Origin of the sequence: Methylobacterium sp. B1, from assembly GCF_000333255.1 — a bacterium.
Taxonomy (GTDB): Bacteria; Pseudomonadota; Alphaproteobacteria; order Rhizobiales; family Beijerinckiaceae; genus Methylobacterium; species Methylobacterium fujisawaense.
Window position 1 is genome coordinate 1 of the sequence record NZ_BACT01000942.1, and the last position, 15,855, is coordinate 15,855.

Below are 15,855 nucleotides of genomic sequence, written 5' to 3' on the forward strand. Positions count from 1 at the left end.
AATCTTGCACGCCCTCGCTCAAGCCTTCGTCACTGGTCCCGCCACCAAACGTTTCGGCGAGAAGCAGGCCATTATCGCCGGCATGGCGGCCGACGCGCTGGGCTACGTCTTGCTGGCGTTCGCGACGCGAGGCTGGATGGCCTTCCCCATTATGATTTCCGGCGGCCGCGATCGCGATCCGCCCCTGGAACGAGGCTCGACCATGGGGCCGCGGAGCGACCGGCGCGACCATGTCCGGTCGGTTCCGGGCGTAGCGCTGCAAACGCACCGCAGGAGGCGTACCTGGACAGCACCGGCATGACCGGGGCCGCCCATCGACGGCGGCCGACCGTCGCGAATCCGGGGCGGCTCAGCCGCGCCCGACGAACGGCATCTTGGTGGCCATGATCGTCATGAACTGCACGTTCGCCTCCAGCGGCAGGCTCGCCATCGAGAGCACCGCCTGACCCACATGGTCGGGATCCATCACCGCCTCGGCACGCAGGGAGCCGTCCGCCTGCGGGACACCGGCCTTCATCTTTCCGCCCATGGGCGTGTCGGCATTGCCGATGTCGATCTGTCCGCAGGCGATGTCATAGGCGCGCCCATCGAGGGAAGTCGCCTTGGTCAGCCCCGTCACGGCGTGCTTGGTCGCCGTGTAGGCGATGGAATTCGGCCGGGGCGCGTGCGCCGAGATCGAGCCGTTGTTGATGATCCGGCCGCCCCGGGGATTCTGATCGCGCATGATCCGAAAGGCATGCTGCGTGCACAGGAACAGGGCGGTGAGGTTGGTATCGACCACCTGCCGCCAAGTCTCGAGCGGCAGATCCTCCAGCGGAACCGCCGGGGCGCCGATGCCGGCATTGTTGAACAGCAGGTCGAGGCGGCCGAATTCCGCCCGCGTGCGGGCGAACAGGGCGGCGATCGAGTCGGGATCGGTCACGTCGGTGGGCACCGCGAGAGCCCCGTCGCCGATCTGCGCCGCGACGTCGTCCAGGGGCTCCCGACGCCGCCCCGAAAGCACGACGCGCCATCCGGCGCCCGCGAGGGCCAGGGCGGCAGCCTTGCCGACTCCCGTCCCAGCCCCGGTCACGATCGCGATTCGCTCAGCCGTCGACATGCGTTCCTCCCGGTTCCGGCGTTGCTCCGCCTGTAGCGGATGGCCGGCGCGGCGCGAAGAGATCAGCGTTTCAGATGCGCGCCGCGGTCACGGTGCGTAGCGACGGGACGCCTGCTCTATGGTGGCGCGTCGCGCGCCGGACGGGGAGGGGGACGGAACGATGGGGCTCAGTGTGTCGCCAAGGCTGCGCCAGACGATCGCCGCGGCGGTGGCAGGGTGAGCGCCCCCGAGATCCCGTTCCTGGCCGGGCTCGACGCGGCGGCGGTCGCAGCCGTTCGGGCGCGCATGGTACCGGTGGCGGTACCGGGTGGCCGGATCCTGTTCGAGCAGGGCGAGACCGGAAACGCCCTCTACACGCTCGTCTCCGGCGTGGTCGGCGTCTCCACCCGCGACCACGCCGGTCGGCCGACCCGGATCGCGCGCCTGCGCCCCCCCGAAACCTTCGGCGAGATGGCCCTGCTGTCGGACGCTCCGCGGGCGGCCACCGTGGTGGCCCTGCGCGATTCGCACCTCCTGCGGCTCACCCGGGATGCCTTCGAGGCGGTCATCGCCGAGCATCCGCACACGCTCCTCTACTTCGCCCGGATGCTCGCCGACCGCCTGCGGGCGATCTACGACGGCCATTCGGTCCACCATGCGCCGAGAATTTTCACGATCCTGGCCGTGACGGAGGGGCCCGATCCGGCCCATGTTGCGCGGCAACTCGCCGGCGCCTTCGACGCCCTGCTGCCCGGCGCAACCGGCTGTCTCACCGACTGGCCGGAGGGGGCTGACGAGGCCTGGTTCCAGGCCTTCGAGGGCGGCCATGCGCGCACGATCTTCGCAGCGCACGACATCGACTGCCCCTGGTGCCGGCAGAGCCAGCGGCGCGGCGACCACGTCCTGCTCCTGGCCGAGCCCGGCGCGCCGCCGCGGCCCGGCGCGGCAGCCTATCTCGACCGGGTCCGCTCCGATTGGATCCGGATGGATGTCGTCGTCCGCCAGGATCCGGCGGCCCGGCGCCCGAAGCCCCTGCATCCGGAGGTCGCCGCCCTGCCTGCGGCGATGCGAATCCAGCTCCGAGACGGCAATCGGGGCGATCTGCATCGCCTCGCCCGGCTCGCCAGCGGCGCCGCACGGGGCCTCGTCCTCGGCGGGGGCGGAGCGCGCGGGCTGGCCCATCTCGGGGTGCTGAAGGCCCTCGACGAGGTCGCCTGCACGCCGGATTTCGTCGGCGGGACCAGCATGGGCGCGATCATCGCGGCGAGCCTCGCCATGGGCTGGAACGTCGCGGAGATCCAGGCGCAGATCGAGGCGTTCTTCGCCACCAGCAATCCGATCAACGACTACACGCTGCCGCTGCACGCCCTGACCCGCGGCGCCAAGGTCGATACCGGTCTCGCGGCGCGTTACGGGGGGGTGTGCATCGAGGATCTCTGGCTGCCGTTCTTCTGCGTCTCGTCGAACCTGACCACCGGCAGCACCATGGTGCATCGCTCGGGCGACCTGCCGAAAGCCCTGCGGGCCAGCATCGCGATTCCCGGCCTCCTGCCGCCGGTGCTCTGCGACGAGGGCGTCCTGGTCGATGGCGGCATGATGAACAACCTGCCGGCGGATGTCGCCGCCGGGCTGGAGCGCGGACCGGTTCTGGCCGTCGATGTCGGGACCGACCGGGCGTTCCAGGACATGCCGCAGCGCGGCTGGAGCGGCCGGCTCGTACGCAAGCTGATCGGCTCGCCGCTGGCGATGCCGGGTCTGGCACCGCTGCTGCTGCGCGCCGCCACCGTGTCGAGCGACGCCCAGAGCCTGATGGCGGCGGCGCACGCGACCGCCGTGCTCAAGCCCCAGCTCTCCGGCATCGATCTGCGCGCCTGGTCGCGCTTCCGCGAATCGGCGGAACTCGGCTACCGGGAAACCCGCGCCGGCCTTGCGACCGGGAGGCTCGCGCGCTGGCTCGACCCGGTGCGCTGAGATGTCCGCGTGCGGCGGCGCACGCGCGGGTCCCTCGGCCCTGTAACTCCGGGCATTCGGTGACGATGTCTCCTACAGGATGTCCTTTGGAGATCAGAGCCATGCCCCACACTGCGACGCCTCCGACCGACACCGTGACCGGTTCCGAGCGGGACCGGACCGCTCCGGACGATCGCTCCGCACCGCACGCCCTGCTGCACGGGGCCGCCTTCGTCCTCCTGTGCCTCTGGACCCGGACTGCGCCGGAGCGCCTGCGCGACCAGCTCTCGCCTGAGGCGGAAACCTGCGGCGCGCTCGGCTTCTGAGCGGATCGGATCTGGACGCGGAGGCGTTTCCCGCCGCCGGCGAGGCGGGCAGGACGGAGCGCACGAGAACATGACCGTCGCGGGTGTGAGGTTGCGCCGGGTCGAGTTGCCGGAGGTGGGCCTGAACGTGGCCGAGGCGGGTCTCGAGACAGGACCGCCGACCATCCTGCTGCACGGTTTTCCCGAATTCTGGTTCGGCTGGCGCCATCAGATCGGGCCTCTCGCCGAGGCGGGTCTGCGGGTGATCGCGCCGGACCAGCGCGGCTACGGCCTCAGCGACAAGCCCGCGGGGATCGCCGCCTATCACCTGGATCGTCTGGCAGGCGACGTTCTGGCCCTGGCTGACGCCTATGGCGCTCCCACGGTCCGCCTGGTCGGCCATGATTGGGGCGGCCTCGTCGCGTGGTGGGTGGCGAGCCGCCATCCCGAGCGGATCGACCGGCTGGCGATCCTCAACGCGCCGCATCCCGCCGTGGTCGGCACCTACATGCGGCACCATCCGGGCCAGTGGCTGCGCAGCACCTATGTCGGCCTGTTCCAGATCCCGCACCTGCCCGAACGGCTGCTCACGGCCGATCGCTGCCGGGCCCTGCGCCGCGCGCTGACGACCACAAGCCGCCCCGGCGCCTTCGCGCAGGCCGACCTCGACCGCTACGTCGAGGCGTGGCTGCAGCCGGACGCGATGACCGGCATGCTGAACTGGTACCGGGCCCTGGTGCGACTTCCCCGGGCGCGGCCGCCCCGGGTCCGCGTCCCGGCGTTGATCCTCTGGGGGCGACGGGACACCGCGCTACAATCCGGCTTGGCGGAAGCCAGTCTCGCTCTCTGCGACGCGGGGCGCATCCAATGGTACGCGCAGGCCAGCCACTGGCTGGCGCATGAGGAACCCGCTTCGGTCAGCGCCGACCTCCGCACCTTCCTGTGCTGAACCCGTGTTCTGAACCACCGAGCGAACACGGCTTCTCGCCCGCCGCCCGGGCTGAGGTGAGAGCCGAAATCAATGCACGGACGGGTATCGCCGATCCCGGCACCGTCCCGCCCGGAGACGCGACGGCTGCCGCATCGGTCCGCACGCCGTCCAAAGAACGGGTATTATTTTTAACGCCCTGATCCGGAACATTACGATCACTTGTTTCTTAGCTGGTGGCTCATAGAAGCTGATCGGAGCTACTCCACGATGTCTGTTCGTTCTTTTCTAACCGCGGGTGTGGTCTTCGGTGGCCTTCTGGCCGGAACCGTCGCGTCGCAGGCCGCGCCGGCGATGGCGCAGCCCGGTCTGACGGGATCTGATATGGTCGAGACCGTTGCGATGCATCGGCATTACCGCATGCACCGCCATCACTCGGCCCGGCACCACCGCCGGATGCGGCGCATGAACACGATGCGCCACGGCGACCCGAACGCCCGCAATCCGTCGCGCCCCGGCTACCAGCAGCAGCTCGGCAACACCACGGGCGGCCCGCGCCACTGAGTTCCTAACGGCGCTCGGACCCGCGCTGCGTGCGTCGGATCCGGGCGCCATCCACCGGCGATACGCCTTCTCCCCAGCTGCGTCGGCTTGAGCGGCCTGATTCGCCGTCGACGCTCTGCTAAGAGGCGGCATGGCCCGAACCGCCGTCCGCCCCGCCGCCGATACGACGCCCACGCCCGGTCTGGACCCGGCCGGCGCCACGCCGATGATGGCGCAATACATCGAGATCAAGGCTGCGAATCCGGACTGTCTCCTGTTCTACAGGATGGGCGACTTCTACGAGCTGTTCTTCGAGGATGCGGAGATCGCGTCCCGGGCGCTCGGCATCGTCCTGACGAAGCGCGGCAAGCACGCGGGCAGCGAGATCCCGATGTGCGGCGTGCCGGTCGACCGGTCCGACGACTATCTGAATCGCCTCATCGCCCTCGGTCACCGGGTGGCGGTCTGTGAGCAGACCGAGGATCCGGCCGAGGCCAAGAAGCGTGGGCCGAAATCCGTGGTCCGCCGCGAGGTCGTGCGGCTCGTCACCCCCGGCACGATCACCGAGGATCGGCTCCTCGACCCGGCCCGGGCGAACCTGCTCCTGGCGATCGGCCGCCGGAAGACCGGTGAGGGTGCCGTCGCCTACGGCCTCGCCGCGGTGGACATCTCCACCGGCCGCTTCTCCTTGAGCGAGGTCGCGGGCGGCGACCTGTCCGGTGCCATCGCCCGGCACGACCCGCGGGAGATCGTCCTGTCGGAGGCGATCCACGCCGATCCGGCCCTCGCGCGAATCTGGCAGGAGAGCCGCGCCGCGATCGTGCCCCTGGCCCAGGCCGAGCTTGAGCCCGCGGCCGCCGAGCGGCGCCTGCGCGAGCAGTACGGGGTCTCGACCCTGGAGGGGTTCGGCCAATTCACCCGGGCCGAGATCGCGGCGGCCGGGGCCGCGCTGCTCTACATCGGCCGCACGCAGCTCGCCGCGCGACCACCGCTCACGGTTCCGACCCGCGAGGATGGCGGCGCGACCCTGGCGATCGATGCGGCGACGCGCGCCAATCTCGAACTCACCCGCACCCTGTCGGGCGAGCGGACGGGAAGCCTGCTCGCCACGATCGACCGGACCGTGACGGCAAATGGTGCCCGGCTGCTGGCCGAGCACTTGGCCGGCCCGCTCACCCATCTCGACGCCATTACCCGGCGGCACGCGGCGGTGGCCCATCTGGTCGAGGACGGCCGCCTGCGCGGCAGCCTGCGCGACGCCCTTGCGCGGGCCCCCGACCTCGCCCGGGCGCTGTCGCGAACCGGCCTCGGCCGTGCGGGACCGCGCGACCTCGCGGCCATCCGCGACGGCCTCGCCGTGGCGGCGGATCTCGGCGCCCGACTCGCTGCGATTCCCGACCTCCCGGAGGATCTCGCCCGGCTGGCCGAGCATTTGGCGGAGGCCAACCCGGACCTCATCGCCACCCTGGCGGCGGCGCTGGCCGACGATCTGCCGCTGAGCCGGCGCGACGGCGGCTTCGTGCGGGCGGGGTATCATCCGGAGATCGACGAGGCGCGGACCCTGGGTCAGGATTCCCGCAAGGTGATCGCCGCCTTGCAGGCACGCTACGCCGAGCAGACCGGCTGCCGCACCCTGCGGATCAAGCACAACAACCTCCTGGGCTTTTTCATCGAGGTTCCGCAATCCGTCGGCGAGGCCTGCCTGAAGGGTCTCCAGAGCGAGTTCGTCCACCGCCAGACCATGGTGGACGCCATGCGCTTCACCAGCGTCGAACTGGGCGAACTCGAGTCGAAGATCTCGGGCGCCTCCGACCGGGCGCTCGCCCTGGAAGCGGCCGTCTTCGACGACCTCGCGGCCCGCGTCTTGGCTCAGGCCGAGGCCATCGCCGAGGTGGCCGAGGCCCTCGCGGGTCTCGATGTGGCGGCGAGCCACGCCGAACTCGCCGTCGAACTCGACTGGCGCCGGCCCGTCGTCGATGAGTCCTTGAGCTTCGTCGTGGTCGGCGGGCGCCATCCGGTGGTCGAGGCGGCTCTGCGCCGGGCGGGCGAGCCGTTCATCGCCAATGATTGCGACCTGTCGGGCGATACCCGCGGCCGGATCCGCCTGATCACCGGCCCGAACATGGGCGGCAAATCGACCTTCCTGCGCCAGAACGCGCTGATCGCCGTGCTCGCCCAGATGGGCGCCTTCGTGCCGGCTGCGGAGGCGCGCATCGGCCGGGTCGACCGGCTGTTCTCCCGGGTCGGCGCCGCGGACGACCTCGCCCGTGGCCAGTCGACGTTCATGGTCGAGATGGTCGAGACCGCCGCGATCCTGAATCAGGCGACCCGGCGCTCCCTGGTGATCCTGGACGAGATCGGCCGCGGCACCGCGACCTTCGACGGCCTGTCGATCGCCTGGGCGTGCCTGGAGCATCTCCACGAGGTGAATGCCTGTCGGGCGCTCTTCGCGACGCATTTCCACGAGTTGACCGCCCTCGGTGACCGGCTGGCGCGGCTGGACAATGCGACCCTGAAGGTGGCCGAGCATCGGGACGGCGTCGTGTTTCTGCACGAGGTCGTGCCCGGCGTCGCCGAGCGCAGCTACGGCCTGCAGGTGGCGCGGCTCGCAGGTCTGCCGGGCAGCGTCGTGACCCGGGCCGGGGCGATCCTCAAGAGTCTCGAGAAGGCCGAGATGGGCCGCCCCGCGCGCGCGCGGATCGACGACCTGCCGCTCTTTGCCGCCCTGGCGCCACCACCGCCGCCGGAGCCGCCGCAGGAGGACCCGCTGGGCGCGCTCCTCGACGCCATCGACCCCGACGCCCTGACGCCGCGGGAAGCGCTGGATGCGCTCTACCGGTTGAAGCGCGAGCGAGCGACGCGAAGCTGAGACGGCGAAGCCCCGTAGCGACGCGCCTCGACGCGCGTCAGACGGGCGCGGGCGAGAACCCGTCCGGACAGGCCGGCCCGTGGCGACCGGCCCGGCGATCGGCCACGTAGTCGAGGGTGCTGGCCACGACGCGCTCGGAATAGGGTTTCGCGATCACGCCGATCGCCCCGGCGAAATCCGCCGGAATGCGCTTGGCGTTGGCGGTCATGAACACCACCGTGGTGCGTCGGTCGGCCGAGAGCGCCCTGGCGACGTCGATTCCGGTCGGACCGTCGACGAGGTGGATGTCCACGAGCGCAACGTCGGGCGCGGTGGAGCGGCCCATGGCGATCGCCTCGGTGGCGTTGCCGGCGACACCGACCGTGACATGCCCGAGATCGTCCAGCAGGCATTCCAGCTCGAGGGCGATCAGGGCCTCGTCCTCCACCACGAGGATGCGGAGCGCGGCGGCGTTCCCGGTCCCCATGCGTTCATCGTCCTCCGGCCCCGTGGCCGCCGAGCTTGAAGCCTGCACGTCGATTTCTCAAGCCGGCTGCTGGAGCGGGATATCGATGTCGACGGTCGTGCCCGGACCGGCATCCGCCCAGGCGATGGTCCCGCGCATCTGCCGGACCACCATCTCCACCAGATTTCGCCCGAAGCCGGCCGGATTCGGAGCCGCCGCGGCGACACCGACGCCGTCGTCGCGAATCGTCATATGCATCCCTCTCTCGGTGCGGCGGGCGACGATCGACACGCGTCCCTCCCGCTCGCCCGGGAAGGCGTGGCGCAGGGCGTTTGCCGTGAGTTCGTGGATCATCAGGGCCAGGGGCGCCGCCATCGCGGCAGCTACGGCGATCGACTCGACGTCGGCCTCGACCCGGCGCCGCTCCGGATCCAGGCCGGCATTCATGTCGGCCAGGAACTCGGCCGCGAAGTCGCCGAGGTTGAAATGCGTGCAGTCGCCCTCGGAATACAGCATCCGATGGGCTGTCGAGAGCGCGCCGATCCGCTCGGCCATGCCTTGGAGCGCGTCCCGCGCCTCGCCCTCGGGCGTTCGCCGGGCCTTCAGCAGCATCAGCGAGGAAATCACCTGAAGATTGTTCTTAACCCGGTGATCAACCTCGTGCAGCAGGGCCGTCTTCTGCTCAAGGGCGGTGGTCAGATCCTGGGTCCGCGCGTTGACGAGGCGCTCCAGCTCGTCGTTGGTGCCGCGCATCGACACTTCCATCTGGTGGACATAGGTCATGTCCGCCTGGGCGGCATAGAAGAAGGCGAGACCCTCGGCGTCGTTCACCGGCGTGATGGTCATCGCGTTCCAGAAGGTCGTCCCGTCCTTCCGGTAGTTGAGCAGCTCGACGGAGATCGGCTCCGCGGCCTGTACGGCCGAGCGGATCCGCTCGACCGTGAAACGGTCGGTGGCCGGACCCTGCAGCATCCGGCAGTTGCGCCCGACGATCTCGTCAGCGGTGTAGCCTGTCACCTGCAGGAATGCGTCGTTCGCCCAGGCGATCGGGTTGTCCGGAGCGCGGGCATCGGTGATCACCATGGGCGACGGGCTGCGCGCGAACGCGTCGACGAGCGTCGCCAACGGCGGAGCGGACTCGGATCGGAGACTCAACGCATCATTCCACGACTGGGCGGCGTGCCCGTTCGTCCGGCGGCGCCTCCAACACGCCGCGATCCGTGGGACGTGGACACCGCGTTAAGCAAGCTTCTACCAAGATTGAGGCGCAACACATCACGATCCAGCGAAAACCGGTGCGGCGTAAGGCTGCCACGATTTCGCGAGATCAAGGCCACGAAGGCTCAGGAGTTCCATGCCATGGCGAACCAGCCACAGGCGATGCGTCGCTTCCGGCTCCGCGACATCGTCGAGGACCGGCGGATCGTGCTCATGCTGGCTCTCGGATTCTCCTCGGGCCTGCCGCTGCTCCTGGTCCTCGGCACCTTCACGCTCCGCCTCGCCTTCTCGGACATCGACGTGCGGGCGATCGGCCTGTTCAGCTACGTGGCGCTGCCTTACTCGCTGAAGTTCCTCTGGGCGCCCGCGATCGACAGGCTGAACGTTCCGGTGCTGAGTGCCCGCCTCGGGCGCCGTCGGGCCTGGATGGTGACCACGCAGGCCGCGGTCGCCCTGTGCCTGACCCTGATGGCCTTCTCGGATCCGAAGACCAACCTCGCGCTCCTGGGACTCGGGGCCTTCCTGGTGGCCTTCTGCGCGGCGAGCCAGGATGTGGTGATCGACGGCTGGCGCATCGACGCCGCCGGCAGCGACTTCCAGGGTATCCTGGCGGCGACCTCGAACCTCGGTTACCGCCTCGGCCTGATCACCGCCGGCGCGGGCGCGCTGTTCATCGCCTCGGCGGGGGGCTGGACGCTGGCCTACCTGATCATGGCGGCGCTCATGCTGGTCGGGATGATCGCCGCCCTGCTGGCCCCGGCCTTCGACAGGCCTCGCACGGTTCAGGCGGAGACGCCCGGCCGCTCCCGCTTCTGGTCGATGCGCCGCGCCGTGCTGGAGCCGCTCACCGAGCTGCACGGCCGGTTCGGCGGCGCGCTCTGGGGCATCCTCCTGCTCGTGGCCTTGTTCCGGCTCCCCGATTTCCTGTCCGGCGTGATGGCGAGCCCGCTCTACCGGACGCTGGGCTTCGACCTGAAGGCGATCGCCACCGTCACCAAGCTCTACGGCATCTGGGTCGGCATCGCGGGCGGGTTCGCGGGCGGATGGGCCCTGGCCCGGCTCGGCCTGTTCCCCACGCTGCTGCTGGGCGCCTTCCTGGCCGCGTCCTCGCACCTCGCCTTCGCGTGGCTGGCGGCCGGCGCGCCCGAGATCTGGCGCCTGACGGTCGCCATCTCGATCGAGAATTTCTGCGGCTCCTTCGCCGGCATCGTGCTCATCGCCTACATGTCGAGCCTCACCAGCCCGGCCTACGCGGCGACGCAGTACGCGCTGTTCTCCTCGCTCTACGCGCTGCCGGGCAAGCTGATCGCGGGCTCGTCGGGTTTCGTGGTCGCGGCGATCGGCTATCCGGCCTTCTTCGTCATGACCTCCCTCGTGGGTATCCCGGTCCTGGTGCTCTGCGTCGCGGTCGGGCGCAGGACCGGGCAGGCGGAGGCCGCGGCGGCACCGGCGCGGGATGCGCAGGAGGCGGGGAACCGCATCCCGGGGCCCGAGCTTCCTACCACGGCGCGCGCGCCAGGGGCGGCGTGAGCACGACAGATCCAGGGATTCACGGATGAGCACGAGCGACCTCACCTTAGCCGGCGAGACGCTGCCGGCGGCGACTCCAGAAAAGACGCTGAGCGACGCGGACCTCGCCGCCCTGCGCCGCGCCGTGCAGGTGCTGGAGCGTCCGAGCCTCGCGGGGCGGCTCTCCGCGGCGGCCGGCGCGCCCCTCGACATCATCGGCCGATCGCTGCCGGCTCCGGTCACCGAAGCCGTCAGCCGCAGCACCGAGGCGGCCATGCGGGGGGCGCTGCGCGTCGCCCTGGCGACGCTGCCGCGCCGGGAACTCGTTCCGGCCGAAGGGGAGGGCCTCGGTTCCGTCGCCGCCAAGGCCGAGAGCCGGTTCGCGCAGCTCCTCGGCTCGGGCGACGCCAAGCACAAGGCGATGGCGGCACTGTCCGGCGCGGTCGGAGGCGCGTTCGGCCTCGCGACGCTGGCCGTCGAGCTTCCGGTCTCGACCACGCTGATGCTGCGCTCCATCGCCGAGATCGCCCGGGAGGAGGGCGAGGATCTCGAGACCCCCGAGGGGGCGCTCGCCTGCGTCCAGGTCTTCGCCCTCGGCGGCCGGGCCACGGCAGAGACCGAGGCGGGCGCGGCGCTCACCGAGAGCGGCTACTTCGCCGTCCGCGCGGCCCTGGCCAAGACGCTGTCGGAGGCGGCCCGCTATGCCGGCAGCAAAACGCTCCTCGACCAGTCGGCCCCGGCGCTGATCCGCTTCACCGCACAGATCGCCGCGCGCTTCGGTCTGGTCGTGTCCCAGAAGGTCGCCGCGCAGGCGGTGCCGATCCTCGGCGCCTTCGGCGGGGCGGCGGTCAACACGGCCTTCATGAACCATTTCCAGTCGACCGCCCGCGCGCATTTCACGGTGCGGCGCCTGGAGCGGTCCTACGGGGCCGCCACGGTGCGGGCCGCTTACGAAGTCGAGAAGGCGGCCCTCGGGATCGCTTGATCCGCCCACGGCAAAGCCGCAAGGATCCGCGCCATCCGCACGGGGCGGAGAAACGGAGGCGGCTCTGATCGGCAACGGCGAGATGGTGGCCCGGCTGGCGTTGGCGGCCCTGTTCGGCAGCGTGATTGGCCTGGAGCGCGAGCGCCTGCTCTGGGCCGCAGGCCTGCGGACCCACATGCTGGTCTGCGTCGGCTCCTGCCTGATCATGCTGGTCTCGGCCTTCGGATTCGCCGACGTGCTGGGCACCGCCCACGTGGTGCTCGACCCCTCCCGGATCGCCGCGCAGGTGGTCTCCGGCATCGGCTTCCTCGGAGCGGGGACGATCCTGTTGCGCGGCGAGGTGGTGAAGGGTCTCACCACGGCGGCCAGTCTCTGGGGCGTGGCGGCGATCGGGCTGGCGATCGGCAGCGGCCTCTACGTGCCGGCCCTGGCCGCGACGGCACTCATCGTCGGCATCCTGGCGGGTGTGAAGCCCTTCGAGCAGCGCTGGCGCGACCGGATGCGCGCCCAGACCCTTCGGCTGACCGCCCGAAAAGGCGCGATGTCGATCGACACCGTGCAGGCGGCGACGGGCGAGCGGGCCTCACGGGTCCGGACCTTCACGGTCCATCCGGGTCCTGATGCGGACCACGAGGAAGTGACGATCACGTTCGTGCGTCTGTCCCGGACGAGCTTCGAGGCCATCGCGGCAAAGCTTCGGGCGATGCCCGATGTCGCGTCGGTGGAGGTGGCCGAAGAATGACCGCGCCCGACGCTGCCCCTCGATCATGAGAACAGCGACGTGACTTGAAGGCGCGCGACGAGAGCCCCCAGGGACAGCCTGGGCTGAGGGGGCTCAGGCCGCCCCGGCGCCCTCGCCGTCAAGGAACAGGCGGTAGGCCGGGTTCTCGGTCTCGTCGGTGGCCGGGTAACCGAGGGCGTCGATGGCGGCGTCGAACCGGGCGCGCTCGGGCGGCGGCACCGCGATCCCGGCGAGCACCCGGCCGTAATCGGCGCCGTGGTTGCGGTAGTGGAACAGCGTGATGTCGAAATCCGGCCCGAGGGCGTCGAGGAACTTCATCAGCGCACCGGGCGCCTCGGGGAACTGGAAGCGGAACAGCCGCTCGTGCGCGACCCNGACGGCACGGCCGCCGACCATGTAGCGGACATGGACCTTGGCCATCTCGTTGTCGCTCATGTCGAGGACGCGATAGCCGGCCTCGCGCAGCGAAGCGATCAGCGCCTGCTTCTCGCGCTTGCCGCCGCTGACGTTGATGCCGACGAAGATCTGCGCCTCCGAGCCCGGCGCATGGCGGTAGTTGAATTCCGTGATCGCCCGCGGTCCGAGGGCGTTGATGAAGGCGCGGTAGGCGCCGGGGCGCTCGGGGATCGTCACGCCGATCAGGACCTCGCGCTGCTCGCCGATCTCGGCGCGCTCGGCGATGTGGCGCAGGCGGTCGAAATTCAGGTTCGCCCCCGAGGAGATGGCGATCAGCGTGCCGTCACCGCCCTCGCGCTCGGCATACAGCTTGGCGCCGGCGAGGCTCAGCGCCCCGGAGGGTTCCGACACCGCGCGGGTGTCGTCGAAGATGTCCTTGATCGCCGCGCACATGGCGTCGGTATCGACGGTGATGACCTCGTCGAGATGCGCGCGGCAGAGCCGGAAGGTCTCCTCGCCGGCCTGACGCACGGCGACGCCGTCGGCGAACAGGCCGACACTGGGCAGGCTGACCCGCGTGTCGGCCGCCAGTGCCGCGGCCATGCAGGCGGCGTCCTCCGGCTCGACACCGATCACCTTGGTGCCCGGCCGCAGATACTTCACGAAGGTGGCGACGCCGGCAGCGAGCCCGCCGCCGCCCACCGGCACGAAGATCGCCTCGATCGCGCCGGTATGCTGCTCCAGGATCTCCTTGCCGATGGTGCCCTGGCCGGCGATCACGTCGGGATCGTCGAAGGGGTGCAGGAAGGTCAGGCCCTGCTCGGCCTCGAGGGTCTTGGCCTGTGCGAGCGCCTCGTCGAAGGCGTCGCCGTGCAGAACGACCTCGGCCCCCCGGGCCCGGCAGGCATCGACCTTGATCGACGGGGTGGTGCGCGGCATCACGATCACGGCGCGCGCCCCGAGCTTGGCGGCGGCCAGCGCCACGCCCTGCGCGTGGTTGCCCGCCGAGGCGCAGACGACGCCGCGGGCGATCTGGTCCGGACTGAGGCCGGACATCTTGTTGTAGGCGCCGCGCAGCTTGAACGAGAAGACCGGCTGGAGATCCTCGCGCTTCAGCAGGACCGGCCGCCCGAGCCGCTGCGTCAGCCGGGGCATCGGGTCGAGTGGGCTCTCGATCGCCACGTCGTAGACGCGGGCGGTGAGGATCTTGCGGATGTAGTCCGTCACGGTGTGGAGTCTCGGCCGATGCGCGGGGCTGTGCCGGCCAGATAGACCCTCCGGCCCGCGGATGCGAGCGCGCCCACGCGCGGCAGGTCAGCCCAGCCGCTCGACCAGCGCCGCCACCCACACGAGCAGCGCCGCCATCTGGGCCATGAAGGTGCCGGCGGAGGCGAGGTCCTTCACCGTACCGATCATCGGGTGATGCCCCGGATGGACGTGGTCGCAGAGCTTCTCGACGGCGGTGTTGAGGAATTCGGCGGCCAGCATCAGCAGCAGGCTGACCATCAGGGCGACCCGCACCCAGAGTGTCGCGCCGAGGAACAGGGCGACCGGCACGCCGAGAGCCAGGAGCAGGAGTTCCTGCCGCACGGCCCGCTCGGTGCGCGCGCCGTGGCGCAGGCCGCGCCAGGAATTCAGAAAGGCGAGAACCAGGGCGTTCATCGGATGGCAGTCTCCGGCACGGACCGGCTGATCCACTTGGCGAGCAGCGGACCGGTGAGCAGCACTACGAACAGGCGCAGGGTCTGGACCGCCAGCACGAAGGAGACGTCCGCCTTCGAGCCGACGGCGATGATCGCCACCGAATCGAGGCCGCCGGGACTCGTGGCGAGGACTGCGGTGAGCAGGTCGATGGGCAGCAGCAGCGTCAGCCCCCAGCCCCAGGCCGCGCAGAGGGCGATGACCGAGAAGGTCGCCGCCAGGATGCCGGGCAGGGCGGTGAATGTCAGGCGCAGCGTCTCCCGGGTGAAGCGCAGGCCGACATAGATGCCGATGCAGGCATAGGCGAGTTCGAGGAGGGGCACCGGCAGCGCCATGCGCACGAGCCCGGTGGCGTGGAGGAGGCTGCCGAGCACCATCGGGCCGATCTGCGCGCCGGCCGGCACCCGCAGGGCGAGCGCCGCGCCCGCGCCCACGATGGCGACGGCCAGCGTCGCGAAGACGGAGAGTGGCCCGGTCACCTCGGCGACGCCAGCCGAGGCCCCGGGAACCGGCGTCTCCATCAGGAAGCGGGCGGCCAGCGAGGCCGAGAACACCACGGCCGCGACGCGCACGTATTGCATGAAGGCCACGAGGCGCGGATCGGCACCGAAATCCTCGGCCATGGCGACCATGGCGGAGGCGCCGCCGGGGGACGATCCCCAAGCCGCGGTGGTCCCGGGCAGCACGCGCAGGCGGGTCAGGATCCAGCCGACCAAGCCGCTGACCGCGACGGTGACCAGCACGACCGCGACGATGAGCGGCCCGTCCTCCACCAGGGTCTGGGCGATCTGCCCGGTGACCGCATGCGCCACGAGGCAGCCGATCGCCGCCTGGGAGGCCTGGAAGGCGGCCCGGGGCACGCGGAGGCGCGAACCGCCGACCCCGAACGCGATGGCCGCGATCATCGGCCCGAGCAGCAACGCGGCCGGGAACTGCGCCTGCATCAGGCCGTATGAGACGGCCGCGGACGCGGCGGCGAGGGCGGCCCAGAGGCCGAGGATGCGGAGAGGGAGCAAGGCGACCGATCGGGAGAGGCCCGCTTCAGACGGCAGGCGTCAGGCGCGCGCTATAGCGCAATATTGGCCCTGTCACGGCAGAGTTTCGACACGGCCGCCCCGCGCAATCGTCAGGGCTCGTGGGTCAGGGCGGCGAAGGCGGTGTCGAGGCGTGCCCGGGCGTCGGCCAG

The 15,855-nt window shown here is 70.8% G+C and carries 14 protein-coding genes and 1 pseudogene; 9 read left to right on the forward strand and 6 right to left on the reverse strand.

Annotated features, from left to right (window positions below; all coding sequences use genetic code 11):
• Positions 1 to 301: pseudogene (locus I53_RS36260) on the forward strand (hypothetical protein); the annotation flags it as partial.
• Positions 302 to 349: 48 nt separating this feature from the next.
• On the opposite strand, the gene I53_RS26510 reads toward I53_RS36260, so the two are convergent.
• Entirely contained in the window at positions 350 to 1,099 is a 750-nt protein-coding gene (locus I53_RS26510) for an SDR family oxidoreductase (protein WP_043356518.1), read from the reverse strand.
• A gap of 216 nt (positions 1,100 to 1,315) precedes the next feature.
• Here I53_RS26510 and I53_RS26515 point away from each other — a divergent pair, with 216 nt between their 5' ends.
• The 5 genes from I53_RS26515 (at position 1,316) to mutS (ending at position 7,673) form a co-directional block, all read left to right on the forward strand.
• Positions 1,316 to 3,049 (forward strand): patatin-like phospholipase family protein, encoded by a 1,734-nt coding sequence (locus I53_RS26515; protein WP_043356520.1) that lies wholly within the window; start codon positions 1,316 to 1,318, stop codon positions 3,047 to 3,049.
• Between the two features lie 101 nt (positions 3,050 to 3,150).
• A complete protein-coding gene (locus I53_RS26520) occupies positions 3,151 to 3,354 on the forward strand; it encodes a hypothetical protein (protein WP_043356522.1) in 204 nt (67 codons plus the stop codon).
• Between the two features lie 70 nt (positions 3,355 to 3,424).
• Complete coding sequence (locus I53_RS26525) at positions 3,425 to 4,282, forward strand: alpha/beta fold hydrolase (protein ID WP_043356524.1); 858 nt, start codon at positions 3,425 to 3,427, stop codon at positions 4,280 to 4,282.
• A 363-nt stretch (positions 4,283 to 4,645) separates the two neighbouring features.
• A complete protein-coding gene (locus I53_RS36265) occupies positions 4,646 to 4,825 on the forward strand; it encodes a hypothetical protein (protein WP_374701376.1) in 180 nt (59 codons plus the stop codon).
• Positions 4,826 to 4,955: 130 nt separating this feature from the next.
• Complete coding sequence (mutS, locus tag I53_RS26535; RefSeq protein ID WP_043356527.1) at positions 4,956 to 7,673, forward strand: DNA mismatch repair protein MutS; 2,718 nt, start codon at positions 4,956 to 4,958, stop codon at positions 7,671 to 7,673.
• Between the two features lie 37 nt (positions 7,674 to 7,710).
• On the opposite strand, the gene I53_RS26540 is transcribed toward mutS, so the two are convergent.
• Both I53_RS26540 and I53_RS26545 read right to left on the reverse strand, forming a co-directional pair.
• Complete coding sequence (locus I53_RS26540) at positions 7,711 to 8,139, reverse strand: response regulator (protein ID WP_043356529.1); 429 nt, start codon at positions 8,137 to 8,139, stop codon at positions 7,711 to 7,713.
• Positions 8,140 to 8,196: 57 nt separating this feature from the next.
• The gene (locus I53_RS26545) at positions 8,197 to 9,243 is read right to left on the reverse strand and encodes a histidine kinase dimerization/phosphoacceptor domain -containing protein (RefSeq protein WP_043356531.1); all 1,047 of its coding nucleotides are present in this window, start codon (positions 9,241 to 9,243) and stop codon (positions 8,197 to 8,199) included.
• A gap of 234 nt (positions 9,244 to 9,477) precedes the next feature.
• On the opposite strand from I53_RS26545, the gene I53_RS26550 reads away from it, so the two are divergent.
• From I53_RS26550 to I53_RS26560, 3 genes are all read left to right on the forward strand, one after another.
• Complete coding sequence (locus I53_RS26550) at positions 9,478 to 10,866, forward strand: AmpG family muropeptide MFS transporter (protein WP_043356532.1); 1,389 nt, start codon at positions 9,478 to 9,480, stop codon at positions 10,864 to 10,866.
• Between the two features lie 25 nt (positions 10,867 to 10,891).
• Positions 10,892 to 11,830: an EcsC family protein gene (locus I53_RS26555; protein WP_043356534.1), complete on the forward strand. Its 939-nt coding sequence runs from the start codon at positions 10,892 to 10,894 to the stop codon at positions 11,828 to 11,830.
• A gap of 82 nt (positions 11,831 to 11,912) precedes the next feature.
• The gene (locus I53_RS26560) at positions 11,913 to 12,572 is read left to right on the forward strand and encodes an MgtC/SapB family protein (protein ID WP_083683302.1); all 660 of its coding nucleotides are present in this window, start codon (positions 11,913 to 11,915) and stop codon (positions 12,570 to 12,572) included.
• A gap of 93 nt (positions 12,573 to 12,665) precedes the next feature.
• Here the strand turns inward: I53_RS26560 and ilvA are convergent, their stop codons facing one another.
• Genes ilvA through I53_RS26575 form a run of 3 tightly spaced genes read right to left on the reverse strand, consistent with a single transcriptional unit; the run spans position 12,666 to position 15,685 of the window.
• Positions 12,666 to 14,258 carry a threonine ammonia-lyase, biosynthetic gene (ilvA, locus tag I53_RS26565; RefSeq protein WP_083936167.1) on the reverse strand — a complete coding sequence of 531 codons (1,593 nt, stop codon included), beginning with the start codon at positions 14,256 to 14,258 and terminating at the stop codon, positions 12,666 to 12,668.
• A 24-nt stretch (positions 14,259 to 14,282) separates the two neighbouring features.
• Complete coding sequence (locus I53_RS26570; RefSeq protein ID WP_043356538.1) at positions 14,283 to 14,630, reverse strand: diacylglycerol kinase; 348 nt, start codon at positions 14,628 to 14,630, stop codon at positions 14,283 to 14,285.
• Positions 14,627 to 15,685 carry an AbrB family transcriptional regulator gene (locus I53_RS26575; RefSeq protein ID WP_043356540.1) on the reverse strand — a complete coding sequence of 353 codons (1,059 nt, stop codon included), beginning with the start codon at positions 15,683 to 15,685 and terminating at the stop codon, positions 14,627 to 14,629. The genes I53_RS26570 and I53_RS26575 overlap by 4 nt, the downstream gene beginning before the upstream one ends.
• Positions 15,686 to 15,855: the final 170 nt, after the last annotated feature.